This window comes from Streptomyces sp. NPDC048506 (genome assembly GCF_040651315.1).
In the GTDB taxonomy this organism is placed as follows: domain Bacteria; phylum Actinomycetota; class Actinomycetes; order Streptomycetales; family Streptomycetaceae; genus Streptomyces.
This window is the reverse complement of record NZ_JBEZIX010000023.1, coordinates 72,295-96,069: the sequence shown is the minus strand read 5'-3', so window position 1 is coordinate 96,069 and position 23,775 is coordinate 72,295. Positions and strand designations below refer to the sequence as shown.

The window sequence follows — 23,775 nt, the reverse complement described above, 5'->3', positions numbered from 1 at the left end:
CGCGGGGAACGGCGGTGCGGCTCGGCCTGATGGCGGTGCCGCTCGCCTTCTTCGCGCTGTTCTTCGGCTACCCGGTCGTCGCGATCGTCGGCCGGGGACTGAAGGACGGCGGACAGTGGCAGCTCGGCCGCTTCGGCGCGGTGCTCAGCGACCCGGGCATCGTGCACGTCCTGTGGTTCACCGTCTGGCAGGCCGCCGCCTCGACCGCGCTGACCCTGCTGGTCGCGCTGCCCGGTGCCTATGTCTTCGCGCGCTTCGACTTCCCCGGCAAACAGCTGCTGCGGGCGGTGGTGGCGGTGCCGTTCGTGCTGCCCACCGTCGTCGTCGGCGCGGCCTTCCTGGCGCTGCTCGGGCGGGGCGGACTGCTGGACGACCTGTGGGGCGTGCGCCTGGACACCTCGGTATGGGCGATCCTGCTGGCGCACGTCTTCTTCAACTACGCGGTGGTGGTACGCACCGTCGGCGGGCTCTGGGGGCAGCTCGATCCGCGCCAGGAGGAGGCCGCGCGGGTGCTGGGCGCCGGACGGTTCGCGGCCTGGCGGCGGGTGACGCTGCCCGCCCTGGGGCCGGCCGTCGCGGCCGCCGCCCTGATGGTCTTCCTCTTCACCTTCACCTCCTTCGGGGTGGTGCAGATCCTCGGCGGACCCACCTTCTCGACGCTGGAGGTGGAGATCTACCGACAGACCGCGGACTTCCTGGATCTGCCGACGGCCGCGGTCCTCACCATGATCCAGTTCGTGGCGGTGCTCGGCGTACTGGCGCTGCACGCCTGGACGGTGCGCCGCAGGGAGTCCGCACTGCGGCTGGTGGACGCCGCCCGGACCGCCCATCGGCCGCGCGGCCGCGGCCAGTGGGCGCTGCTGTGGGGAACGCTCCTGGTCATCGCCGTCCTGCTGATCGCGCCCCTGGCGGTGCTCGTGGAGCGGTCGTTCGCCGGACCGGACGGCCATGGAACGGTCTTCTACACCTCACTGGGCTCGGCCACGGGCGCCGACAGCGCCTTCGCGGTCGCCCCCTTGGAGGCCGTGTGGAACTCCCTTGCCTACGGGGCGGCGGCCACCGCGATCGCGCTGGTGGTGGGCGGACTGGCCGCCGCCGCGCTGGCCCTGCCCCGGCTGCGCCGCGGCCCGTCGGGGCGGATTCCGCTGGTCAGCCGGCTGGTCCGGGGCTTCGACGGGCTGCTGATGCTGCCCCTGGGCGTCTCCGCGGTCACCGTCGGCTTCGGCTTCCTGATCACCCTCGACGAGCCGCCGCTGGACCTGCGCACCTCGTGGTGGCTGGTCCCGCTCGCCCAGGCGCTGGTGGGGGTGCCCTTCGTGGTCCGCACGATGCTCCCGGTCCTGCGGGCCGTCGACGGGCGGCTGCGCGAGGCGGCCGCCGTGCTCGGCGCCTCACCGTGGCGGGTGTGGCGCGAGGTCGATCTGCCGATGGTGCGCCGGGCACTGCTGATCGCCGCGGGCTTCGCCTTCGCCATCTCGCTGGGTGAGTTCGGCGCCACGGTCTTCATCGCACGGCCGGACCGTCCGACGCTGCCGGTGGCTGTGGCGCGGCTGCTGGGACGTGCCGGAGAGCTCAACTACGGGCAGGCGATGGCCCTGTCGACCATCTTGATGGTGGTGTGCGCCGGCGCCTTGCTGGCCCTGGAGCGCGCCCGCCCGCAGCCGCGCACGGGCTCGGCCGGGGGTACCCCCATCGACCACACCGGGGAGTTCTAGATGACCGCACGGATCGGGACCACTGGACAGCCGCAGCAACTGCTGCGGCTGGGCGGGGTGACCGTCCGCTTCGACCCGTCCGGTAGCCCCGCCCTCGACGCGGTGGACCTGGACGTCGCCGCGCACGAGATCGTCTGCGTCCTGGGGCCGAGCGGCAGCGGCAAGTCCACCCTGCTGCGGGTGGTCGCCGGCCTCCACCAGGCCGATGCCGGACGGGTGTTGCTGGAGGGGCGCGACCAGGCCGGCGTGCCCACGCATCGGCGCGGGGTGGGCCTGATGTTCCAGGACCATCAGCTCTTCCCCCAGCGCGACGTGGCCGGCAATGTCGCCTTCGGGCTGCGGATGCGGGGCTCCTCGCGCGCCGAGCAGGAGCGCACGGTCACCGAACTGCTGGACCTCGTCGGGCTGCCGGGCGCCCAACGCCGCGCTGTGGCCTCCCTGTCCGGTGGCGAACAGCAGCGGGTCGCCCTGGCCCGCGCGCTCGCCCCCCGTCCCCGCCTGCTGATGCTGGACGAGCCGCTCGGTCAGCTCGACCGTGGCCTGCGCGAGCGGCTGGTCGTCGAACTACGGCGGCTCTTCCGCGAGTTGGGAACGACCGTGCTGGCCGTCACCCACGACCAGGGCGAGGCGTTCGCGCTCGCCGACCGGGTCGTGGTGATGCAGGACGGCCGGATCGCCCAGACCGGCACTCCGCTGGAGGTCTGGCAGCGGCCGGCCACCGAGTTCGTCGCCCGCTTCCTCGGCTTCGACAACGTCGTCGAGGCGACGGTGCAGGGCGGATCCGCCGCCACCCCCTGGGGGAAGGTGCCCGTCCCCGCCGGTACCCCGGACGGCCCCTGCCGGCTGCTCGTCCGGCCGGCCGGGGTACGGCTCACGCCCGCCGCCGAGGGCCTGCCCTGTACGGTCACGGCCCGTACCTTCCGCGGCACCCATGTCGCCCTGCTGCTCCAGCCGGCCGGGGGGCCGCAGGTGGAGGCGGCCTGCGCGTTGCGGGACGCCCCCGAGGTGGGGGAGCGGACGGGGGTCGCCTTCGTCGCCCAGGACGTGGTGGTCCTGGACGCCGCTACCCGCGGGGGAGGGTGACGGCCTCTTCCCGCGTGGCCGGGGCCTGTGCCCCGCCCGCCGCGGACCGCCGTCCCGGTGCCGCCCCCGGCTCCGCGCCGGGCGCCGTCGCCGGCCCGGTCCGCGGCTCCGTCTCCGGTTCGTCCGCTTCGCCGAACCAGGCCACCGCGACCGCCCCGGCCACGGCCACCACGAATCCCAGGACGGCGATCCAGGCGAAGCCCGGCCGGGACGAGTCGCCGAGCCACAGCACCCCGAGGATGCCCGGAACCACGGTCTCGCCCACCACCAGCGCCGCCGTGGCGCCGTTCACCGAACCGATCTGCAACGCGACGGTGTGCAGGTACATCCCCCCGATGCCGGCCACCAGAATCGCGTAGAGCGCGGGGTCACCGAGCAGCGAGGGCAGATCGAACGGGGACACGCCGTTCAGCACCCGGACGCCGACGCCGAGCGCGCCGAAGCCCAGGCCGGAGAGCAGACCGGCCAGGATTGCGGCCCGCGCCCCCAGGAGGCGCACGATCAGCGTGCCGCCCCCGATGAGCACCAGGGAAGCGACCAGCAGCCACCAGTGCGTGGCGATCGGAGTGTGGCCGCTGCCCTCCGGTCCCGCGGCCGTGGCGAGCAGTACCAGCGCCGAGCAGACCACGGCGATGGAGCCCCACTCGGCCCGGCTGAGCCGGATGCCGAGCAGTTTGATGCTCAGCACCGCGGTGATCACGAGATTGGCGCTGATCACGGTCTGGGACAGGAACAGCGGCAGCAGGCGGGCCGCCAGGGCGCCCAGCCCGAAGCCTATGAAGTCCAGCACCGTGCCCACCATGAACTCCCAGGTCACGGCGGCCTTCGCGGTGGAGGAGAGGCTGGGACCACCGTGCTGGGTGACACCGGTGGAGGAGGCCCTGGCCGCCTCCCGGCGGGCGGACTTGCGCGACCCCACCGCCTGTAGGACCGAACCCGTGCCGTAGCAGGCCGACGCCGCTACGGCCGTCAGAAGGCCGATGATCACCAAGAGCTCCGTTCGCCCGCTGTCAGCATTACCTGTTCATTACCTGGCCTGGCAGACGCGCATTTCGGGACGGGAGTTGCCTCACAGGGGCAAAGAGCTCGGACGACCGTGCCGGGGAGCGCGGCGGCGGAGCCCTCGGTGAGCGGGGGAGCGGCGTGCGATCGGGGCGCGCCGGGTCAGGCGGCCGCCCCGGCCCGGAGGCGGGCCAGCGCCTCGGGGACCTCGTCCACCGAGTCGACCAGGGCGATCTGGGCCGCCATGGGGCGGTCCGCGGCCAGCGCCCGGAGCAGCGGCCAGGCGGGCAGCTCCTCGGTCCAGTGCGCACGGTCCACGAGGACCATCGGCCGCGGCTCGCCCCGCGACCCGTAGTAGTTCGGCGTCGCGTTGTCGAAGATCTCCTGTACGGTGCCGGCGGCGCCCGGCAGGAACACGACACCGGCGTTCGAGCGCGCCAGCAGTCCGTCCTCGCGCACCGCGTTGACGAAGTACTTGGCGATGTGGGTCGCGAAGGCGTTGGGCGGCTCGTGGCCGTAGAACCAGGTGGGGATGCCGACCGAGGCACCGCCGCCCGGCCGGTCCCGGCGCACGTCGAACGCGGCCCGCGCCCACTCCGTGACCGACGGGGTGAAGTGCGGTGTCTTGGACAGCAGCGCCAGCGCCGCGTCGAGCATCCCGTCCTCGAAGGGCGCGGCGTACGCCCCGAGGTTCGCCGCTTCCATCGCGCCGGGGCCGCCGCCGGTGGCGACGGTCAGGCCGTCCCGGGTGAGTCGGCGGCCGAGCCGGGCGGCGCCCGCGTACGCGGCGGTGCCGCGTTCCAGGGCGTGCCCGCCCATGACGCCCACGACCTGCGCACCGGCGAGGTGCTCGTCGAGGGCGTCGGAGACGGCGTCGTCGTGGATGCTGCGGAGCATCGAGGCGAAGATGTCGCCGTCCGACGCGGTCTGTCGGCACCAGTGGTAGGCGCGGGCGTCCGGGGTGGTCTCGTAGCCGGAGTCGACCAGCCCCTCGAAGAGTTCGTCCGGTCCGTACAGACCGCCGCGGTAGGGGTCGAACGGCAGGCCCGGTATCGGCGGGAAGACCAGCGCGCCCCCGGCCCGCACCTTCGCGGCCGCGTCCGGTTCCATGACGCAGCCGAGGAACACAGAGTCCGTGGTGTCCGTGCTGAGCAGCGCGAACGTACGGTCCGTCAGATCCACTGACTGGATGCGGTGTCCGGCGAGACTGCCCGAGGCGGCGACCCGGTCGAACTCCTCAAGGGACTCGATCTCGTGGTCGTGGTCGCGGCGGCGGGGCGCTGGAGGCTGTGAATTCGGCTGCACGACCGCCATGTTAGGGCCGCAGCGACTCCACGAGGGGGCGGAGGTGCCCGTCGGTGGCCGCGGCGTCCAGTGCGGTGCGCAGGGCGTCGTCGTACGTCGGACGCGCCTCCTTCTGGGCGTCCCGGCCGGCGTCGGTGATGACGCTGTAGACGCCGCGCCGGTCGTCGGGGCACAGGTCCCGGCGGGTCAGGCCGGACGATTCCAGGCGGGCGGCCAGTCGGCTCACGGAGCTCTGGTTGAGGCCGATGAGGTCGGCGAGCTCCTGCATCCGCAGCTCCCCGTCGTCCGCTTCGGCCAGGCGGGCCAGCGCGCGGTACTCCGACAGTCCCAGGCCGTGGTGCTGCTGAAGGGCCCTCGCCAACTCCTGCTCGACGCGTGTGTGCAGCGCTCCGAACCGGTCCCAGTGCTCCGCGTCCATCGCCGTCCGCCTTTGTCTTCTGTCGTGCCCACAGCGCCCGTTGGGGTTTCCGGTGGGATGTCCGGCGGGGCTTGACAGCAGCGTACATGCAGCAGAAACTTATGTATGTGCATGCAAGTAATGTATGTACATGGACCCAGGGGAGAGGGGCGACCATGACGCGCACGACGACGACCGACGCCGCGGAGACCGTGGCAACGGCGCAGCTGGCGCAGGGGATCGAGCGGATCGCGACGACGCCGGACTGGTACGCGCCGTACCGGATCTCGCAGGCGATCAAGGCGGGCGGGCTGATCCATGTCTCCGGCCAGGCGGGCATCGACGAGCGGGGCCGGACGGTGTCGGACGACTTCCTCGCCCAAGGGCGGCAGGCGTTCGCGAATGTCGAGCGGGTCCTCTCCGCCGCGGGCGCCTCGCTGGCCGACGTGGTGAAGGTGGGCATCTTCGTCACGGACATGGCCGCCCACCTCGACGATGTCATCGCCCTGCGCGAGGAGTTCCTCGCCGAGCCCTACCCGGCGGACACCCTCCTCGAAGTGTCCGCACTGGCCCAGCCGGACTGGCAGATAGAGGTCGAGGTCACGGCGCTGGCCCGCTGAGCGGGCCGCCGTTGCGCGGCACCGCTCCTCGGTCGGAGCCGTTTCGGCGGGCCGCCCCGCGGCGGTGGCCGCCGCCCGGGACCGGGCGATGGCCCGTGCGCCACAGGCCTCTCAATGCGCCAGCGGAAGCATCGCCATCTCGGCCACGGTCCACGTCAGGGGGGCCAGCACGATCACCAGGGACAGGACCCGCAGCGCCGCGGCCCTGCGGAGCACCGAGCCGGAGGCGCCCAGGCGGCGCAGGGCCGCGGTGATGTGGGCGCGAGCCGAGCGGGATTCCACGGCGGCGGTGAGTGCGCTGGCGGTGACACAGGCGAGGACGACCGCCGTGCCGATGACGGTGAGCGGGCCGAAGGGATGGGAGGGAGTGGTGCTGTAGACCTTCACGGCGGCGTAGGCGGCGGAGCCGACCGCGCACAGGACGCCCAGCGGGCGACCCAGACGGTGCGCCTCCTCCTGGAGTACGCGCCCGGACAGCAGGCGCAGCGCGCCGGGGCGGCCGGCGCACAGCATGCGGCCGCACAGATGCACCAGACCGGGGCCGGCCAGGACCAGCCCGAACGCGGAGAGGGCCCAGCCGGCCAGTACGCCCGGGGGACTGCCGAGCAGTCGGCCCGGCAGCGGCAGCAGTCCGTCGTGGGCTGCGGTGCCCGGGCTGGTGTACGCCTCGATCGCCAGGCCGGCCGCGGCCAGCGCGATGCCCCAGGGGAGTCCGGAGGGCGGGGAGGTTCGGAGGCGACCCCCGGCGTCGGGCGAGCCGGCCTCCTCGCGGGGGCGGAGGGAGACGGCGGTCGCGGTGGCGGCGGTCAGCGGGACGAGCGTCAGCAGCATCAGGGCGCCGACCAGCGGCACCGGGTGGCCGGTGCCGAGCAGGTCGGCGTCGATGCCGAGGGGCGAGCCGGCGGAGCCGCCGAGCTCGCCGCGGAGGCGGAAGAAGACGATCAGCGCGAGGAGGACGCCGAGGAGACAGGTCAGCGCGGTGGAGGCGGTGGCGAGGAGGGTGAGCCGGAGCGGGCCGAGGCCGGCAGCGGTCATACCGCGCTGCGGCCGGGCGGCGGGGTCCGTACGCGCGGTGGACACCGCGAACTGGGCGGTGGCGGCGAGCGGGGCCGCGCACCACAGGAGGCGCGTCAGCGATTCGTCGGCCGCGGCCGGGTGGCCGGCGGCGTGCCCGACGGTGGACAGCAGGAGAAAGCCGGTGCCGGCCGCTGCCGCGACGACGCAGAGCCGGCGCAGCAGAACGAGGGGGTGAGAGCCGCGGGCTAGACGGAGAGCGAGCACGCTGCCCTGCTTTCCTCATCGGAGGAACCGGTGGTGGTGGCGGTGGCGGTCGACGGGCGACCGTCGAGGAGCGCGATGGACCGGTCGGCGAGGGTGGCGACCTCGGGGGCGTGGGTCGCCAGGATCACGGTGATCTGGTGCGAGCGGGCCGCGGTGGTCAGCGTACGCAGCACCTGGGTGCCGTCGGCGTGGTGCAGCGGAGCGGTCGGCTCGTCGGCGAACAGCACCTGCGGGGTGGTGGCGAGCGCCCGGGCGATGGCGACGCGCTGGCGCTGGGACTGGTCCAGCTGCCGGGGGCGGCGGCGGGCGCACATGCCCACGTCGAGGCGGTCCAGCCATTCGATGGCGGTGTGCTTGGCGGAGCGGGAGCCGGTGCCGCGCAGTAGTAGCGGGAGGGCGGCGTTCTCCCAGGCGGTGAGTTCGGGGACGAGGTGCGGTTCGGTGTCGATCCAGCCGAACCGGTCGAGGCGCAGCCGTTCGCGGCTGGGGGAGGAGAGCGTGTGCACGGGGGCACTGTTGAACCACACCTCGCCCTCAGTGGGGACGAGTTGACCGGAGAGGCACTTCAGAAGCGTGCTCTTGCCGCTGCCTCGTGGCCCGGTGACTGTGAGGATCTCGCCTTCGCGGACGCCGAGGGAGACCCCGGCCAGGGCCGTGGTACCGCCATACGTGTGGTGCAGGCCGCGGGCCCAGAGAACGTCGTTGTCAGGCGGGGCCACCATCTGCGCACCTCGTGATTGTTCGCATCGATTCGTTCCCCCAAGCGGGTGAACGACCATGGAGGGTATCGGTCACTAGCACGGTAAGGATTGGTGACCCCCGGTATTCGCCGCTTGGCAGCACAACGGCCCAGATTCACTCGTATGGCTTGAAGTGAGTGAACCTGAGCCGCTGGGTGTTCAGTTGTGTGTATCCGACGCAGAACCAGGAGGTGGTGCGCAGGTCAGAGCTTGGTCCACGCCTCGGTGAGGACCGCGCGCAGGATCTGCTCGATCTCGTCGAAGACCGCCTGGTCGGCGATCAGCGGCGGGGCGAGCTGGATGACCGGGTCGCCACGGTCGTCGGCGCGGCAGTAGAGGCCGTTCTCGTACAGGGCCTTGGAGAGGAAGCCGTAGAGGACACGCTCGGTCTCGGCCTCGTTGAAGGACTCCTTGGTGACCTTGTCCTTGACGAGCTCGATGCCGTAGAAGAAGCCGTTGCCGCGGACGTCGCCGACGATCGGCAGGTCGTGCAGCTTCTGGAGGGTGCTCAGGAAGTTGCCCTCGTTGTCGAGGACGTGCTGGTTGAGGCCCTCGCGCTCGAAGATGTCGAGGTTGGCGAGGCCGACGGCCGCGGAGACCGGGTGGCCGCCGAAGGTGTAGCCGTGCAGGAAGGTGTTGTCGCCCTTGTAGAACGGCTCGGCCAGGCGGTCGGAGACGATGCAGGCACCGATCGGAGAGTAGCCCGAGGTCATGCCCTTGGCGCAGGTGATCATGTCCGGCACGTAGCCGAACTTGTCACAGGCGAACATCGTGCCCAGACGACCGAAGGCGCAGATGACCTCGTCGGAGACGAGCAGCACGTCGTACTGGTCGCAGATCTCGCGGACCCGCTGGAAGTAGCCGGGCGGCGGCGGGAAGCAACCACCGGCGTTCTGCACCGGCTCCAGGAAGACCGCGGCGACGGTCTCGGGGCCCTCGAAGAGGATCTGCTGCTCGATCTGGTCGGCGGCCCAGCGGCCGAAGGCCTCGGGGTCGTCGCCGTGGATCGGGGCGCGGTAGATGTTGGTGTTCGGGACCTTGTGCGCGCCGGGGACCAGCGGCTCGAAGGGGGCCTTCAGGGCCGGCAGGCCGGTGATCGACAGGGCGCCCTGGGGGGTGCCGTGGTAGGCCACCGCACGGGATATGACCTTGTGCTTGGTGGGCTTGCCGGTGAGCTTGAAGTACTGCTTGGCCAGCTTCCAGGCGGTCTCGACCGCCTCGCCGCCACCCGTGGTGAAGAAGACCTTGTTGAGGTCGCCCGGGGCGTGGTGGGCCAGGCGCTCGGCCAGCTCCACGGCCTTGGGGTGGGCGTAGGACCACACGGGGAAGAAGGCGAGCTCCTGCGCCTGCTTGTAGGCGGTCTCGGCGAGCTCGACCCGGCCGTGGCCGGCGTTGACCACGAAGAGGCCGGCGAGGCCGTCGATGTAGCGCTTGCCCTTGTCGTCGTAGATGTTGGTGCCCTCACCGCGCACGATGGTGGGCACGGGGGCGTTCTCGTACGACGACATGCGGGTGAAGTGCATCCACAGGTGGTCGTATGCCGTCTTGGAGAGGTCGCGACTCATTGCTATCTCGTTCCCCAGGTGTAGGTCTGCTTACGGAGCTTGAGGTACACGAAGCTCTCGGTGGATCGAACGCCGGGAAGCGTGCGGATCCGCTTGTTGATCATTTCCAGCAGGTGGTCGTCGTCCTCGCAGACGATCTCGATGATGAGATCGAAGGAGCCTGCCGTCATGACGACGTACTCGACTTCTTCCATGGTCGTCAGGGCGTCCGCCACGGGGTCGAGGTCACCCTCGACGTTGATGCCGACCATTGCCTGTCGTCGGAAACCGACCGTGAGGGGGTCGGTGACCGCGACGATCTGCATCACGCCTTGGTCGAGCAGTTTCTGTACGCGTTGCCGCACCGCCGCCTCGGACAGGCCCACGGCCTTGCCGATCGCGGCGTATGGACGGCGTCCGTCCTCCTGGAGCTGCTCGATGATCGCCAGGGAGACGGAGTCGATCGACGGAGTGCCGGTTCTGTCAGGACTGTTACGAGAAGGCGCCACGTCCTTCACTGTGCACGAGCCTCGTCGGTCCCGCAACCCCGAATCGATGAAATTAGTTGTGATGAGGTCGAAAATTAACTGATTCCGTTGTTCCCGAGTGGCGGGTGTGTTGAAAACGTGGGTCCCGCGGCTAGGGTGGACCCAAACCACCTGACTTCTGACTGAAGGGGGCGCACAGTGACCACCGCACTGCGTCGTCTGCGCAACTACATCGACGGGGAGTTCCGGGACGCCGCCGACGGGCGGACCACGGAGGTGGTCAACCCGGCGACGGGCGAGGCGTACGCCACCGCCCCGCTCTCGGGCGCCGCCGACGTGGACGCGGCGATGGCTGCCGCCGAAGCCGCCTTCCCCGTCTGGCGCGACCTGATCCCGGCAGAGCGCCAGAAGGTCCTGCTCAAGATCGCCGACCGCTTCGAGGAGCGGGCCGAGGAGCTGATCGCCGCCGAGTCCGAGAACTGCGGCAAGCCGATCGCCCTCGTACGCTCCGAGGAGATCCCGCCGATGGTGGACCAGATCCGCTTCTTCGCGGGTGCCGCCCGGATGCTGGAGGGCCGCTCGGCCGGCGAGTACATGGACGGCTTCACCTCCATCATCCGCCGCGAGCCGGTCGGCGTCTGCGCCCAGGTCGCGCCGTGGAACTACCCGATGATGATGGCCGTGTGGAAGTTCGCCCCGGCGCTGGCCGCGGGCAACACCGTCGTCATCAAGCCCTCCGACACCACCCCGGCCTCGACGGTACTGATCGCCGACATCATCGGCAGCGTGCTGGACGAACTCGGCCACCCCCGCGGCGTGTTCAACGTCATCTGCGGTGACCGTGAGACCGGCCGTCTGATGGTCGAGCACAAGGTCCCGGCGATGGCCTCGATCACCGGCTCGGTGCGCGCCGGTATGCAGGTCGCCGAGTCCGCGTCCAAGGACCTCAAGCGGGTCCACCTGGAGCTGGGCGGCAAGGCGCCCGTCGTGGTCTTCGAGGACACCGACATCGCCAAGGCCGTCGAGGACATCTCGGTCGCCGGTTACTTCAACGCCGGCCAGGACTGTACGGCCGCGACCCGGGTCCTCGTCCAGGAGTCCATCCACGACGAGTTCGTCGCCGCGCTGGCCAAGGCCGCCTCGGAGACCAAGACCGGCGCGATCGACGACGAGGACGTGCTCTACGGTCCGCTGAACAACGCCAACCAGCTCCAGCAGGTCAAGGGCTTCATCGAGCGGCTGCCCGCGCACGCCAAGATCGAGGCGGGCGGCGAGCAGGTCGGCGAGAAGGGCTACTTCTTTGCCCCGACCGTCGTCTCCGGTCTCAAGCAGGACGACGAGATCATCCAGCACGAGGTCTTCGGCCCGGTCATCACCGTCCAGTCGTTCAGCGACGAGAAGCAGGCGGTGGAGTGGGCCAACGGCGTCGAGTACGCGCTCGCGTCCTCGGTGTGGACCAAGGACCACGCCCGCGCCATGCGGATGTCCAAGAGCCTCGACTTCGGCTGTGTGTGGATCAACACCCACATCCCGCTGGTCGCCGAGATGCCGCACGGTGGATTCAAGAAGTCCGGTTACGGCAAGGACCTTTCGGCCTACGGCTTCGACGACTACACCCGCATCAAGCACGTGATGACCTCGCTGGACGGCTGAGCCGGCCGGCCGGTCCGGCCGGTCCGGGAGATCTTCACCGTCGAGCGACACGGAAGGCTCGACACACCGTCGCGGGCGGAGGCCCGGCAGTTGACGCTCTGTCCTCTTGCCGCCTCCGCCCGCGGCACGTGAGAGTGCTCGCCATGGTTGATCTTTCGCGGCGGGCGCTGCTCCGCGGCATGGGCGGCATGGGTGTGACCGGGGCGCTGGCCGCCATGACCGGATGCGGAGTGCCGCCCGCGTACGTCGGGGCGGCGGACCGGGCGGGCACCGACCGCTCGGCGCGGGACCGGAAGATCGCCTTCGCCAACTGGCCGCTCTACATCGACGTCGACGACCACGACAAGCAGCGCCGGCCCACCCTCGACGCGTTCGAGCGGCGCACCGGGATCTCCGTCACCTACACCGAGGAGATCAACGACAACGACGAGTTCTTCGGCAAGATCAGCCCCGCGCTGATGAACCACCAGGGCACCGGCCGGGATCTGATCGTCATCAGCGACTGGATGTGCGCCCGGTTCGTCCGGCTGGGCTGGGTACAGACGATGGACCGGGCCGCCCAACCGAACGTCGCCCGGCACCTCGATCCGCTGCTGCGCACCCCGCACTTCGACCCCGGCCGGATGCACTCGGTGCCCTGGCAGTCCGGGATCACCGGTATCGCCTACAACCGCCGGAGACTCGGCCGGGAGATCAAGCACACCTCCGACCTGTGGAAGGACGACCTGCGCGGCCGGGTCACCTTGCTCTCCGGGCTCGACGAGGCGTTCGCCCTGCTCATGCAGGGCAACGGGGTGGACGTCACCCGCTGGACCGCCGACGACTTCCACCGGATGACCGACCAGGTGCGCCGCCTCGTCCGCAAGGGCCACATCCGGCGGTTCACCGGCAACGACTACATCAAGGACCTGGCCTCCGGTGACGTGCTCGCCGCGCAGGCCTACTCGGGCGACGTGATCCAACTCCAGGCGGACAACCCGGACATCGAGTTCGTGGTGCCGCAGGAGGGCGCGGAGCTGTGGGCGGAGAGCCTGATGATCCCCAACCTCGCCGATCACAAGCGCAACGCCGAGCGGTTGATCGACTACTACTACGAGCCGGAGGTCGCCGCGGAGCTGGCCGCCTGGGTCAACTACGTCTGCCCCGTACCGGCCGCGCGGGACGTGCTGGCCTCTTCCAAGGACAAGGACCTGGCGGCGCTAGCCGAGGACCCGCTGATCTTCCCCGACGACACGATGCGCAAGCGGCTGGCGATCGCCCGGGACATCACCTCCAAGGAGCGCACGGGGTTCGCCAAGGAGTGGAACGCGATCGTCGGGCTGTGAGCCTGCGCCGGCAGCGGCCCTGGGTCCGGGCGGCGGCGCCGGCTCGGTCCGTCCCGTCCCGTGCGGCCGACCTGCACCGCGAGGGCGCTCCCGGAGGGGAACGCCCTCGTCGGCCGGGGCCTGGCTGTGCTAGCCGCGCCAGGACGCCGTGTACGCGTCGATCTCGGCCGTCAGGCGGGCCTTCGCCGGCGCGTCCATGAAGGAGGCCTCGACGGCGTTCTTGGCGAGGGCGGCCACGCCGTGCGCGTCGAGGTCCAACAGGCGGGCGGCGACGCCGAATTCGGTGTTGAGGTCGGTGCCGAACATCGGCGGGTCGTCGCTGTTGATCGTGACCAGCACGCCCGCGTCGACCATCTCCTTGAGGGGGTGCTCGTCCAGGGTGCGCACCGCGCGGGTGGCGATGTTGGAGGTCGGGCAGACCTCCAGCGGGATGCGGTGCTCGGCGAGGTGCGCCAGCAGCTTGGGGTCCTGGGTGGCGCTGGTGCCGTGGCCGATGCGCTCGGCGCGCAGGTCGTTCAGGGCGTCCCAGATGGTGCCGGGGCCGGTGGTCTCTCCGGCGTGCGGTACGGAGTGCAGTCCGGCGGCGATCGCGCGGTCGAAGTACGGCTTGAACTGCGGGCGGGGGACGCCGATCTCGGGGCCGCCGAGACCGAACGAGACCAGGCCCTCGGGCCGCAGGTCACAGGCGATCCGGGCGGTCTCCTCCGCGGCCTCCAGGCCCGCCTCCCCGGGGATGTCGAAGCACCAGCGCAGGACGACCCCCAGCTCGGACTCCGCGGCCTTGCGGGCTTCCTCGATGGCTTCGACGAACGCCGCGTCGGGGATGCCGCGGCGGGTGGAGCTGAAGGGGGTGATGGTCAGCTCGGCGTAGCGGATCTGCTGTCGGGCCATGTCCCGGGCCACCTCGTACGTCAGCAGCCGGACGTCCTCGGCGTCGCGGATCAGGTCCACGACGGAGAGGTAGACCTCGACGAAGTGCGCGAAGTCGCGGAAGGTGAAGTAGTCGGCGAGCGCTTCGGGGTCGGTGGGGACGGCCGAGTCGGGGTGCCGGGCCGCCAGCTCGGAGACGATGCGCGGTGAGGCCGATCCGACGTGGTGGACGTGCAGCTCCGCCTTGGGCAGGCCCGCGATGAAGGCATCGAGATCGGACAACGGATCCTCCTGGTCAGTGGGGTGTGCAGGGTGTGCGGAACGGCCCGGTCATGCTATGCGGGCCGACCGGTGGAGGGTCGACGGGCCTCGACGGTCGACGGACCGTGACGGTCGAGGGCCTGTGACGTTCGACGGACCGTGATGGTCGACGGCCCGTGACGGTCGATGGACCTTGAGGACCGGCCGACCTGGTCCACCAGCCGACCTCGTTCACCGGCCGGCCACGACCACAGGCCGGCCACGACCACAGGCCGGCCACGACCACCTACCGGCCACGACCACCGCCGTTCCGTCCGGCCAGCGCTACTGCTCCCGGTCGTTCGCCTCCCGCAGCCGCTGGCGGGTCTCCATTAGTGCGAAGCCCAGGAGGTTCAGCCCCCGCCAGCGCTCCGGGTTGCCGGCGCGCTCGTCGTCGGCGGCGAGGCCGATGCCCCAGATCCGGTCCAGCGGGCTGGCCTCGACCAGTACTCGGGAGCCCGTGCCCAGCAGGTACTCCCGCAGCGCGGTTTGCTGGCCGAATTTGTGGACGCTGCCCTCGACGACCAGGTCGAAGCGGTGGCGCTGCCAGATCTGCTCGTCGAAGCCGCGAACCATCCGCCCGGCGTCCTTGGCCTGCTTGGGGTGGCCGGCGGCTATCGCCCGCCGCTCTGCCTCCACGTCCTCGAAGAGCCGGGCCTTGCCGGCCATCATCCAGTGCTCGGCGGTGGCGTAGGTGGTGCCGTCGACCGTGAAGGGGGCGGGCCACCACTGGCTGAAGCAACTGGCGCCGAGGCTGCCGTCCCGCCGCGGGCTGTGTCCCCAGAAATGGACGTACTTCATGCGCTTCCCGGCGGCGGCTTCCCGGCACAGTTCCTCGACCGAGCGCGGCCCGTCCGCGGCCCGTATCCCGCCGGCATTGGTGGTCGTCCCCGTGCTGTCGTGCATCATGCCGGGATTCTGTCAGCGGGCACTGACAACGTGTCGGGGTGGGTGCCCTGGAAATCGCAGAATTCGTCGCGTAACCAAAAGGCAACAACGGAATCACTTGTTGAGGCCGCTTTGCTCTGTCAAGATCGGCCATCAATTCCGGAAGTAGCTACGCCAGGCAGTGCCGCTGAGCGGCCCCGGCGCCCGGCGGAGGAGAGCACCATGGATCACCGATTCGACGTCACCGAGCGCTTCGGTCAGGGCGCGCAATTCATCGCAGGCAGTCTCCGCAGCGGCACCTCCGGCCGTACCCAGGCGGTCGTGGACCCGGCGACCGGCGAGACGGTGTACTCCTATGAACTCGCCGGCACCGCGGACGTCGACGCGGCCGTCGAGGCCGCCCAGCAGGCCTTCCCGGAGTGGGGCGGGGCCACCCCCGGCGAGCGCTCGGACACCCTGCACCGCTTCGCCGCGGCGCTCGCCGAGGACGCCGCCGATCTCGCCTTCGCCGAATCCCTGAACTGCGGAAAGCCGATCAAGCTCAGCACCGAGTTCGACGTGCCGGGCTCGATCGACAATGCCGCGTTCTTCGCCGGTGCCGCCCGCCATCTGGAGGGCAAGGCGGCCGGCGAATACAGCGCCGACCACACCTCCGTCATCCGCCGTGAGCCCATCGGCGTCGTCGGCTCCATCGCGCCGTGGAACTATCCGCTGCAGATGGCCGCCTGGAAGGTGCTGCCGGCCATCGCCGCGGGCAACACCATCGTTCTGAAGCCCGCCGAGATCACCCCGCTGACCTCGCTGCTCTTCGCCCAGGCCGCCCAGCGCGCCGGACTCCCGGACGGCGTGCTCAACATCGTCTCCGGTGCCGGCCGGGACGCCGGTGAGCACCTGGTGGGCCACCGCTCGGTCGCCATGACCTCCTTCACCGGCTCGACCCCCGTCGGCAAGCGCGTCGCCGAGATCGCCACCGGCACCGTCAAGCGGCTGCACCTGGAGCTGGGCGGCAAGGCGCCCTTCGTGGTCTTCGACGACGCGGACCTGGAGGCCGCCGTGCACGGGGCGGTCGCCGGGGCGCTGATCAACACCGGCCAGGACTGCACCGCCGCCACCCGCGCCTACGTCCAGCGCCCGCTCTACGACGCGTTCGTCAGCGGCGTCGCCGACCTGATGACGACCGTACGGCTCGGCGACCCCTTCGACCCGTCCACCGACCTGGGCCCGCTGATCTCGCACACCCAGCGCGACCGGGTGGCCGGCTTCGTCGAGCGGGCGCGCGGCTACGCCACCGTCGTCACCGGCGGCGAGGCCCCCCAGGGCGAGCTGGCCAAGGGCGCGTACTACCGGCCCACCCTGATCGCCGGGGCCGCGCAGGACAGCGAGGCCGTCCAGGCCGAGATCTTCGGCCCGGTGCTGGTCGTGCTGCCCTTCGACAGCGACGACGAGGGCATCGCGCTGGCCAACGACACCCCCTACGGGCTGGCCGCCTCCGCCTGGAGCCGCGACGTCTACCGCACCGGCCGCGCCACCCGCGAGATCAACGCCGGCTGCGTCTGGGTCAACGACCACATCCCGATCATCAGCGAGATGCCGCATGGCGGCGCCAAGGCATCCGGTTTCGGCAAGGACATGTCGGCCTACTCCTTCGAGGAGTACACCCAGGTCAAGCACGTGATGTACGACAACACCGCGGTCGCCAGGAAGGACTGGCACCGCACGATCTTCGGGGACCGCCCGTAGGCGACCCCCGGACCGAGCCCCCCACCGGGCCCCCGCGGCCCACCTCTGCGGCCAGCGCCGCGCGCACCGTCACCACCGGCCGAGCGCCGGGCTCACCCCTGAAAGGGCACTGCGCATGGAGCATCACGAGCAGCCCGAACCCCTGTCACAGGCCGAACTCACCGCCATGCGCCGGAGCGCGACCAACGGCCGACTGGCCATGACCCGCCGCTCCCTGCTGCGGGCGAGCGGTGCCATGGCGGCCACGGTCGGCGGGCTGGGGGCCCTGGCCGCCTGCGGCATCCCGCCCGCGGGCCGTACGGACGCCGCCCGGACCACCGACCACTCGGCGGCGGAGAAGCGCATCAACTTCTCCAACTGGACCGAGTACATGGACCTCAGCGACGACGGCAAGCACCACCCCACCCTGGACGCCTTCGCCCGGCGCACCGGCATCGCCGTCAAGTACACCGAGGACATCAACGACAACGACGAGTTCTTCGGCAAGATCCAGGCGCAGCTGGCGGCCGGGCAGGACACCGGACGCGATCTGATCGTGCTCACCGACTGGATGTGCGCGCGGATGATCTCGCTCGGCTGGATCCAGGAGCTGGACCCGGCCAACCTGCCGCACGCCTACGCCAACCTCTCGTCGCAGTTCCGCGACCCCGCGTGGGACCCGGGCCGGGCGCACTCCTACGTCTGGCAGGGCATCCCCGCGATCATCGCGTACAACAAGAAGGCCACCGGCGGGAAGAAGGTCGACTCGGTCAGCCAGCTGCTGGAGGACCCGCAGCTCAAGGGCCGGGTGGGCTTCCTCTCCGAGATGCGGGACTCGATAGGCCTGACCCTCCTGGACATGGGGAAGCGGCCCGAGGACGTCACCGCGGACGACTTCGACGCGGCCATCGCCCGGCTCCAGAAGGGCGTCGACTCCAAGCAGATCCGCCGCTTCACCGGCAACGACTACACCACCGACCTGGACAAGGGCGACCTCGCGGCCTGTGTGGCCTGGGCGGGCGACATCGTCCAGCTCCAGAACGACAACCCGGACATCGCCTACGCCGTGCCCAAGACCGGCTACATGACGTCCACCGACAACCTCATGGTGCCGAACAAGGCCCGGCACAAGCAGAACGCCGAACGGCTCATCGACTACTTCTACGAGCCGAAGGTGGCGGCCCGGCTCGCCGCGTACATCAACTACGTCTGCCCCGTCGACGGTGTGCGCGAGGAGCTTGCCAAGATCGACAAGGCGGCGGCCGCCAACCCGCTGATCCTGCCGGACAAGGAGATGGCCGCGAAGTCGCACTCCTTCCGCGCGCTGACCGCCAAGGAGAACAAGGACTTCAGCCAGAAGTTCGCCACCCTCACCGGTGCCTGAGCCGCCCCCACCTCAGGCCCGCCCGAGCCGTTTCGCCCTCCGACCCCCGGGACGACCGACATGACCAAGACCGAGACCCCCCAGAGCAGCGGCGGCGACGTCCGCCTCCAGGGGATAAGCAAGACCTACGGCTCCTTCACCGCCGTGCACCCCCTCGACCTGACCGTCCCCGCGGGCTCCTTCTTCGCGCTGCTGGGCGCCTCGGGCTGCGGCAAGACCACCACCCTGCGGATGATCGCCGGCCTGGAGGACCCCACCACCGGGACCGTCGAACTGGCCGGCCGGGACGTCACCGCCCTGCCGCCCTACAAGCGGCCGGTCAACACCGTCTTCCAGAACTACGCGCTCTTCCCGCACCTGGACATCTACGAGAACGTCGCCTTCGGACTGCGCCGCCGCGGCATCAAGTCCGTCAAGAAGCAGGTCGAGGAGATGCTCGACCTCGTCCAGCTCGGGCCGTTGGCGCGCCGCAAGCCGCAGCAGCTCTCCGGCGGCCAGCAGCAGCGCGTCGCGGTCGCCCGCGCGCTGATCAACCACCCGCAGGTGCTGCTGCTCGACGAGCCGCTCGGCGCCCTCGACCTCAAGCTGCGCCGCCAGATGCAGCTGGAGCTCAAGCGCATCCAGACCGAGGTCGGCATCACCTTCGTCCACGTCACCCACGACCAGGAGGAGGCCATGACCATGGCCGACACCGTGGCCGTGATGAACGGCGGCCGGGTCGAACAGCTCGGCGCCCCCGCCGACCTCTACGAGAACCCCGCCACCACCTTCGTCGCCAACTTCCTGGGCACCTCGAACCTCATCGAGGCCACGGTCGTCGAGGCCGGCGGCGAGGAGCTGGTCCTCAAGGCGGCGGACCACACGCTGCGGCTGCCCGCCGCCCGATGTAGCGCCTCGGCCCGCACCGGGGAGAAGGTGCTGGCCGGCGTACGACCCGAGAAGGTCGCCCTGGCGCACACCGACGACACCGGCTCCGTGAGCGAGAGCCACAACCGGCTGCCCGGACGCATCAAGGACGCCAGCTTCATCGGCGTCTCCACCCAGTACGTCGTCGACGTGCCGGGCCTGGGCGAACTCGCCGTCTACGAACAGAACATCCAGCGCGACGGCCGCCTCGTCCCCGGCGCGGACGTCGTACTGCACTGGAGCCCGGCGCACACCTTCGGACTGGACGCCGCCCAGGACATCCAGGCCGGCGCGGACCTTGACGAGGAGGCCGCGTGACCACCACCGTGACGCCCGCACCACCGGACGAGCAGGACGGGGCCGCGCCCCTGGAGGTGCGCAAGCCCCCCGTCCGCAAACGGCTCGTCCCCTACTGGCTGCTGCTCCCCGGCATCCTGTGGCTGATCGTCTTCTTCGCCGCGCCGCTGGTCTACCAGGCGTCGACCTCGATCCAGACCGGCTCCCTCGAAGAGGGCTTCAAGGTCACCTGGCACTTCGCCACCTACTGGGACGCGCTCGGCGAGTACTGGCCGCAGTTCGTCCGCTCGGTGGGCTACGCCGCCGTCGCCACCGCCCTCTGCCTGCTCCTGGGCTACCCGCTGGCCTACCTCATCGCCTTCAAGGCCGGCCGCTGGCGCAACGTGGTGATGATCCTGGTCATCGCCCCGTTCTTCACCAGCTTCCTGATCCGCACGCTGGCCTGGAAGACGATCCTCGCCGACGGCGGGCCGGTCGTGGGCGCACTGAACACGCTGCACGTCCTGGACGTCACCAGCGCGCTCGGCATCACCGAAGGACACCGGGTGCTGGCCACCCCGCTCGCGGTGGTCTGCGGACTGACCTACAACTTCCTGCCGTTCATGGTGCTACCGCTGTACACCTCGCTGGAGCGCATCGACCCGCGGCTGCACGAGGCGGCCGGCGACCTCTACGCCCGCCCGGCCACCACCTTCCGCCGGGTGACCTTCCCGCTGTCCATGCCCGGCGTCGTCGCCGGCACCCTGCTCACCTTCATCCCGGCCGCCGGTGACTACATCAACGCCGAACTGCTGGGCTCCACCGACCAGAAGATGATCGGCAACGTCATCCAGTCGCAGTTCCTGCGGGTCCTGGACTACCCGACCGCCGCCGCGCTCTCCTTCATCCTCATGGCGGCCATCCTCACCATGGTCACGATCTACATCCGCAAGTCCGGGACGGAGGATCTGGTCTGATGGCGGCAACAAAGACCACGGCGACCACCGCCGCCCGCACCCCCAACAGGGGGATGCGCTGGCTGCGGAGCAACATCGTGACGCTCGCGGGCCTGGCCACCCTGGCCTACCTGGTCCTGCCCAACGTCATCGTGATGGTCTTCTCGTTCAACAAGCCCAACGGGCGCTTCAACTACCAGTGGCAGCGCTTCTCCACGGACGCCTGGACCGACCCGTGCGGCGTCGCCGACCTGTGCGGCTCGCTGGGCCTGAGCCTACAGATCGCGGTCTGGGCGACCGTCGGCGCGACCACCCTCGGCACCATGATCGCCTTCGCGCTGGCCCGCTACCGCTTCCGCGCCCGCGCCGGCGTCAACACCCTGATCTTCCTGCCGATGGCGATGCCCGAGGTCGTCATGGCCGCCTCGCTGGCCACCCTCTTCCTCAACATGGGCATCCAGTTCGGCTTCTGGACGATCCTCATCGCGCACATCATGTTCTGCCTGAGCTTCGTCGTCACAGCCGTCAAGGCGCGGGTGATGAGCATGGACCCGCGGTTGGAGCAGGCCGCCCAGGACCTCTACGCCACACCGGTGCAGACGTTCCTGCGGGTGACGCTGCCGATCGCCGCGCCCGGCATCGCCGCCGGCGCACTGCTGTCCTTCGCCCTCTCCTTCGACGACTTCATCATCACCAACTTCAATGCCGGCTCCACCGTGACCTTCCCCATGTTCGTCTGGGGATCGGCGCAGCGGGGCACACCCGTTCAGATCAATGTCATCGGTACGGCGATGTTCCTGGTCGCCGTGTTGTGCGTACTCGCCGGCCAACTGGCCGGGAGCCGACGTAAGCGGAGCTAGAGGAGCTGAGAACCATGGCACGAGCTGCCATGTCGCACCTGTCCGAGAAGTCTCCCGTCCACGCGCTCGCGGACGCCGCCCCCACCCCCTTCTGGCTGGACGACCCAGCCCGGCCCGACGCCCGGCCCGCCCTCGTCGGCGACGAGACCTGCGATCTGCTGGTCGTCGGCGGCGGCTACTCCGGACTGTGGACCGCGCTGATCGCCAAGGAGCGCGACCCCCAGCGCGACGTCGTCCTCATCGAGGGCGCCGAGGTCGGCTGGGCCGCCTCCGGGCGCAACGGCGGATTCTGCGCCGCCTCCCTCACCCACGGCCTCGGCAACGGCCTGGCCCGTTGGCCCGACGAACTCGCCAAGCTCGAAGAGCTCGGCCTCCGCAACCTCGACGCCATCGAGGACGCGGTCGGCCGCTACGGCATCGACTGCGCCTTCGAGCGCACCGGCGAGATCGACATCGCCACCGAGCCCCACCAGATCGCCGAACTCAAGGAGGCCGCCGAGGACGCCGCACGGCTCGGCCTGGACCGGCACACCTTCCTCGACCAGGACGAACTGCGCGCCGAGGTCGACTCACCGACCTTCCGTGCCGGTCTCTGGGACCGCGACGGCGTCGCCATGCTCAACCCGGCCCGCCTCGCCTGGGGGCTGAAGCAGGCCTGTCTCGCCCTCGGCGTCCGCATCTACGAGCGCACCCGCGCCACCGCCCTGACCGGCGAGGGCCTGGGCATGGCCGTCCGCACCCCCTACGGCCGGGTCTTCGCCCGCCATGTCGCCCTCGGCACCAACGCCTTCCCCTCGCTGGTCCGCCGGGTCCGCCCCTACGTCGTCCCGGTCTACGACCACGCCCTGATGACCGAGCCGCTCTCCGACGAGCAGCTCGCCGCCCTCGGCTGGAAGAACCGTCAGGGCCTCTCCGACAGCAACAACCACTTCCACTACTTCCGCATCACTGCCGACAACCGCATCCTGTGGGGCGGTTACGACATCGTCTACCGCTACGGCGGCGGCGTACGGGCCGAGTACGACCAGCACCCGGCCACCTACGAGAAGCTCGCCCGGCACTTCTTCCGCTGCTTCCCGCAGCTGGAAGGCCTGCGCTTCACCCACGCCTGGGGCGGCGCCATCGACACCTGCTCCCGCTTCTCGGCCTTCTTCGGCACCGCGCACGCCGGCCGGGTCGCCTACGCCGCCGGCTACACCGGCCTCGGCGTGGGCGCCACCCGCTTCGGTGCCGAGGTGATGCTCGACCTGCTCTCCGGTGAACGCACCGAGCGCACGGAGCTGGAGATGGTGCGCAGCAAGCCGCTCCCCTTCCCGCCCGAACCGCTGCGCTGGGCCGGCATCGGCATCACGCAGTGGTCGATGACCCGCGCCGACACCCACGCCGGCCGCCGCAACCTGTGGCTGAAGGCGATGGACAAGCTGGGGCTGGGTTTCGACAGCTGACCGACGGCAACTGGCGGACGATCAGTGGGGGCCCCGGCGCCCGCGCCCCGGCCCCCACCGGTCGCACACCGCGCACCACACCACGAGCAGCACCCCCGCCAGGCACCAACTGCCGAGCACGTCCAGCGGCCAGTGGTAGCCGCGCCGGACCAGCCCCAGGCCGACACCGACGTTGCCCAGCACCACACCGCCGACGCCCAGCCACACCACCCGGCGGCCCGCCCGACGCCGCCCCCGGACCAGCAACAGCGCCACCACGCCGTACCCGACCGCCGCCGTGGCGCCGTGCCCCGACGGGTAGAAGCCGTCGTGCACACCGCCCGCCATCTGCGGCGGGCCCGGCCGGGCGAGCCACAGCTTCAGCGGCACGACCAGCGCGGGCACCGCGGCCAGCGCGAGCCCGGCGGCCAGCGGCGGCAGCCACCAGCGCGCACCGGGCCCGCCTTCCGGTCCGCGGTCCGTTCCGTCGTCCGTTCCGTCGTCCGGTCCGCGGTCCGTTCCGTCGTCCGGCCTCTCCTGGTTCTGGAGCCTCCGACGCCACTCCCGCCACTCCCGCCACCCTCGCCCCCCGGCCCAGGCCATCGCCGCCACCAGCACCGGGAGCGCGACGACCGTATTGCCGAGATCGGCGAGGAACTCGGCCGCGGAGGACGGGATTCCGCCGGCCGCGACGGCCCGGCCGAGCTGTTCGTCGAGCGCGCGCAGCGGCCCGTGCACCGCGATCTGCCAGGTGAGCACCGCGAAGAGCAGTCCACAACAGACCGCCACCCACAGCAGCGGCCGGCGCAGTGGCCCGCGCCCGTCCCCCTCGGGCCCGTCGGACGAGCCCCGGAAAAGGGCCGGCCGCCTCGGAACAGGGGGGGTGGTTCCGAGGCGGCCGTAGTGACCGGTGTCCCGCGCGCCCCGGGGGGTATGGGGCGGGCGGACATCCGATCGGTGAGGATTCCCGGAGCCCCTGCCAGGGGTCCCGGTGTTGTGCGCGAGGGCACGGCCGGATCGGAGCCGGGGAAGCGCCGAC

21 protein-coding genes are annotated in these 23,775 nt (G+C 71.0%); 11 read left to right on the top strand and 10 right to left on the bottom strand.

Going from position 1 to position 23,775, the window contains the following annotated elements; genetic code table 11:
* Positions 1–29: 29 nt before the first annotated feature.
* Positions 30–1,715, top strand: coding sequence for an iron ABC transporter permease (locus AB0C96_RS20205; protein WP_362919069.1), 1,686 nt, complete (start codon positions 30–32; stop codon positions 1,713–1,715).
* Complete coding sequence (locus AB0C96_RS20200) at positions 1,716–2,798, top strand: ABC transporter ATP-binding protein (protein WP_362919036.1); 1,083 nt, start codon at positions 1,716–1,718, stop codon at positions 2,796–2,798.
* On the opposite strand, the gene AB0C96_RS20195 is transcribed toward AB0C96_RS20200, so the two are convergent.
* The 3 genes from AB0C96_RS20195 to AB0C96_RS20185 form a co-directional block, all read right to left on the bottom strand.
* Entirely contained in the window at positions 2,779–3,786 is a 1,008-nt protein-coding gene (locus AB0C96_RS20195; RefSeq protein WP_362919035.1) for a hypothetical protein, read from the bottom strand. The genes AB0C96_RS20200 and AB0C96_RS20195 overlap by 20 nt on opposite strands.
* 176 nt (positions 3,787–3,962) lie before the next feature.
* A complete protein-coding gene (locus AB0C96_RS20190) occupies positions 3,963–5,114 on the bottom strand; it encodes a Rossmann fold nucleotide-binding protein (RefSeq protein WP_362919033.1) in 1,152 nt (383 codons plus the stop codon).
* A 1-nt stretch (position 5,115) separates the two neighbouring features.
* Positions 5,116–5,523 carry a MarR family transcriptional regulator gene (locus AB0C96_RS20185; protein ID WP_362919032.1) on the bottom strand — a complete coding sequence of 136 codons (408 nt, stop codon included), beginning with the start codon at positions 5,521–5,523 and terminating at the stop codon, positions 5,116–5,118.
* A 155-nt stretch (positions 5,524–5,678) separates the two neighbouring features.
* Here AB0C96_RS20185 and AB0C96_RS20180 point away from each other — a divergent pair, with 155 nt between their 5' ends.
* Positions 5,679–6,122 (top strand): RidA family protein, encoded by a 444-nt coding sequence (locus AB0C96_RS20180; RefSeq protein ID WP_362919031.1) that lies wholly within the window; start codon positions 5,679–5,681, stop codon positions 6,120–6,122.
* A gap of 111 nt (positions 6,123–6,233) precedes the next feature.
* Here AB0C96_RS20180 and AB0C96_RS20175 read toward each other — a convergent pair whose 3' ends face one another.
* The 4 genes from AB0C96_RS20175 to AB0C96_RS20160 form a co-directional block, all read right to left on the bottom strand.
* Positions 6,234–7,403: a hypothetical protein gene (locus AB0C96_RS20175; RefSeq protein WP_362919030.1), complete on the bottom strand. Its 1,170-nt coding sequence runs from the start codon at positions 7,401–7,403 to the stop codon at positions 6,234–6,236.
* The gene (locus AB0C96_RS20170; RefSeq protein WP_362919029.1) at positions 7,385–8,125 is read right to left on the bottom strand and encodes an ATP-binding cassette domain-containing protein; all 741 of its coding nucleotides are present in this window, start codon (positions 8,123–8,125) and stop codon (positions 7,385–7,387) included. The genes AB0C96_RS20175 and AB0C96_RS20170 overlap by 19 nt, the downstream gene beginning before the upstream one ends.
* Positions 8,126–8,346: 221 nt before the next feature.
* A complete protein-coding gene (locus AB0C96_RS20165) occupies positions 8,347–9,708 on the bottom strand; it encodes an aspartate aminotransferase family protein (protein WP_362919028.1) in 1,362 nt (453 codons plus the stop codon).
* A gap of 2 nt (positions 9,709–9,710) precedes the next feature.
* On the bottom strand, positions 9,711–10,196 hold the full coding sequence (locus AB0C96_RS20160) for an Lrp/AsnC family transcriptional regulator (RefSeq protein WP_043266334.1): 486 nt from the start codon (positions 10,194–10,196) through the stop codon (positions 9,711–9,713).
* Between the two features lie 177 nt (positions 10,197–10,373).
* Here AB0C96_RS20160 and AB0C96_RS20155 point away from each other — a divergent pair, with 177 nt between their 5' ends.
* Together AB0C96_RS20155 and AB0C96_RS20150 are read left to right on the top strand one after the other, a co-directional pair.
* On the top strand, positions 10,374–11,828 hold the full coding sequence (locus AB0C96_RS20155; RefSeq protein WP_362919027.1) for a gamma-aminobutyraldehyde dehydrogenase: 1,455 nt from the start codon (positions 10,374–10,376) through the stop codon (positions 11,826–11,828).
* Positions 11,829–11,971: 143 nt separating this feature from the next.
* Positions 11,972–13,153 carry a spermidine/putrescine ABC transporter substrate-binding protein gene (locus AB0C96_RS20150; protein ID WP_362919026.1) on the top strand — a complete coding sequence of 394 codons (1,182 nt, stop codon included), beginning with the start codon at positions 11,972–11,974 and terminating at the stop codon, positions 13,151–13,153.
* Between the two features lie 129 nt (positions 13,154–13,282).
* Here AB0C96_RS20150 and AB0C96_RS20145 read toward each other — a convergent pair whose 3' ends face one another.
* Together AB0C96_RS20145 and AB0C96_RS20140 are read right to left on the bottom strand one after the other, a co-directional pair.
* On the bottom strand, positions 13,283–14,305 hold the full coding sequence (locus AB0C96_RS20145; RefSeq protein ID WP_362919025.1) for an adenosine deaminase: 1,023 nt from the start codon (positions 14,303–14,305) through the stop codon (positions 13,283–13,285).
* A 303-nt stretch (positions 14,306–14,608) separates the two neighbouring features.
* Positions 14,609–15,232, bottom strand: a complete 624-nt coding sequence (locus tag AB0C96_RS20140; RefSeq protein ID WP_362919024.1) for an NADAR family protein — start codon at positions 15,230–15,232, stop codon at positions 14,609–14,611.
* Between the two features lie 201 nt (positions 15,233–15,433).
* On the opposite strand from AB0C96_RS20140, the gene AB0C96_RS20135 reads away from it, so the two are divergent.
* From AB0C96_RS20135 to AB0C96_RS20110, 6 genes are all read left to right on the top strand, one after another.
* Complete coding sequence (locus AB0C96_RS20135; protein WP_362919023.1) at positions 15,434–16,951, top strand: gamma-aminobutyraldehyde dehydrogenase; 1,518 nt, start codon at positions 15,434–15,436, stop codon at positions 16,949–16,951.
* Between the two features lie 115 nt (positions 16,952–17,066).
* On the top strand, positions 17,067–18,314 hold the full coding sequence (locus AB0C96_RS20130; RefSeq protein WP_362919022.1) for a spermidine/putrescine ABC transporter substrate-binding protein: 1,248 nt from the start codon (positions 17,067–17,069) through the stop codon (positions 18,312–18,314).
* 60 nt (positions 18,315–18,374) lie between these two features.
* The gene (locus AB0C96_RS20125) at positions 18,375–19,538 is read left to right on the top strand and encodes an ABC transporter ATP-binding protein (RefSeq protein WP_362919021.1); all 1,164 of its coding nucleotides are present in this window, start codon (positions 18,375–18,377) and stop codon (positions 19,536–19,538) included.
* Entirely contained in the window at positions 19,535–20,473 is a 939-nt protein-coding gene (locus AB0C96_RS20120; protein ID WP_362919020.1) for an ABC transporter permease, read from the top strand. The genes AB0C96_RS20125 and AB0C96_RS20120 overlap by 4 nt, the downstream gene beginning before the upstream one ends.
* Positions 20,473–21,312, top strand: a complete 840-nt coding sequence (locus AB0C96_RS20115; protein ID WP_362919019.1) for an ABC transporter permease — start codon at positions 20,473–20,475, stop codon at positions 21,310–21,312. The genes AB0C96_RS20120 and AB0C96_RS20115 overlap by 1 nt, the downstream gene beginning before the upstream one ends.
* Before the next feature lie 29 nt (positions 21,313–21,341).
* The gene (locus tag AB0C96_RS20110) at positions 21,342–22,757 is read left to right on the top strand and encodes an FAD-dependent oxidoreductase (RefSeq protein WP_362919068.1); all 1,416 of its coding nucleotides are present in this window, start codon (positions 21,342–21,344) and stop codon (positions 22,755–22,757) included.
* Positions 22,758–22,778: 21 nt separating this feature from the next.
* Here the strand turns inward: AB0C96_RS20110 and AB0C96_RS20105 are convergent, their stop codons facing one another.
* A complete protein-coding gene (locus tag AB0C96_RS20105) occupies positions 22,779–23,525 on the bottom strand; it encodes a phosphatase PAP2 family protein (RefSeq protein WP_362919018.1) in 747 nt (248 codons plus the stop codon).
* Positions 23,526–23,775 lie beyond the last annotated feature (250 nt).

Coding starts and splice junctions, on each gene's coding strand:
- AB0C96_RS20205 (WP_362919069.1), top strand. CDS start 30: ATGGCGGTGCCGCTCGCCTTCTTCGCGCTGTTCTTCGGCTACCCGGTC.
- AB0C96_RS20200 (WP_362919036.1), top strand. CDS start 1,716: ATGACCGCACGGATCGGGACCACTGGACAGCCGCAGCAACTGCTGCGG.
- AB0C96_RS20190 (WP_362919033.1), bottom strand. CDS start 5,114: ATGGCGGTCGTGCAGCCGAATTCACAGCCTCCAGCGCCCCGCCGCCGC.
- AB0C96_RS20185 (WP_362919032.1), bottom strand. CDS start 5,523: ATGGACGCGGAGCACTGGGACCGGTTCGGAGCGCTGCACACACGCGTC.
- AB0C96_RS20180 (WP_362919031.1), top strand. CDS start 5,679: ATGACGCGCACGACGACGACCGACGCCGCGGAGACCGTGGCAACGGCG.
- AB0C96_RS20170 (WP_362919029.1), bottom strand. CDS start 8,125: ATGGTGGCCCCGCCTGACAACGACGTTCTCTGGGCCCGCGGCCTGCAC.
- AB0C96_RS20165 (WP_362919028.1), bottom strand. CDS start 9,708: ATGAGTCGCGACCTCTCCAAGACGGCATACGACCACCTGTGGATGCAC.
- AB0C96_RS20150 (WP_362919026.1), top strand. CDS start 11,972: ATGGTTGATCTTTCGCGGCGGGCGCTGCTCCGCGGCATGGGCGGCATG.
- AB0C96_RS20140 (WP_362919024.1), bottom strand. CDS start 15,232: ATGATGCACGACAGCACGGGGACGACCACCAATGCCGGCGGGATACGG.
- AB0C96_RS20135 (WP_362919023.1), top strand. CDS start 15,434: ATGGATCACCGATTCGACGTCACCGAGCGCTTCGGTCAGGGCGCGCAA.
- AB0C96_RS20130 (WP_362919022.1), top strand. CDS start 17,067: ATGGAGCATCACGAGCAGCCCGAACCCCTGTCACAGGCCGAACTCACC.
- AB0C96_RS20125 (WP_362919021.1), top strand. CDS start 18,375: ATGACCAAGACCGAGACCCCCCAGAGCAGCGGCGGCGACGTCCGCCTC.
- AB0C96_RS20115 (WP_362919019.1), top strand. CDS start 20,473: ATGGCGGCAACAAAGACCACGGCGACCACCGCCGCCCGCACCCCCAAC.
- AB0C96_RS20110 (WP_362919068.1), top strand. CDS start 21,342: ATGTCGCACCTGTCCGAGAAGTCTCCCGTCCACGCGCTCGCGGACGCC.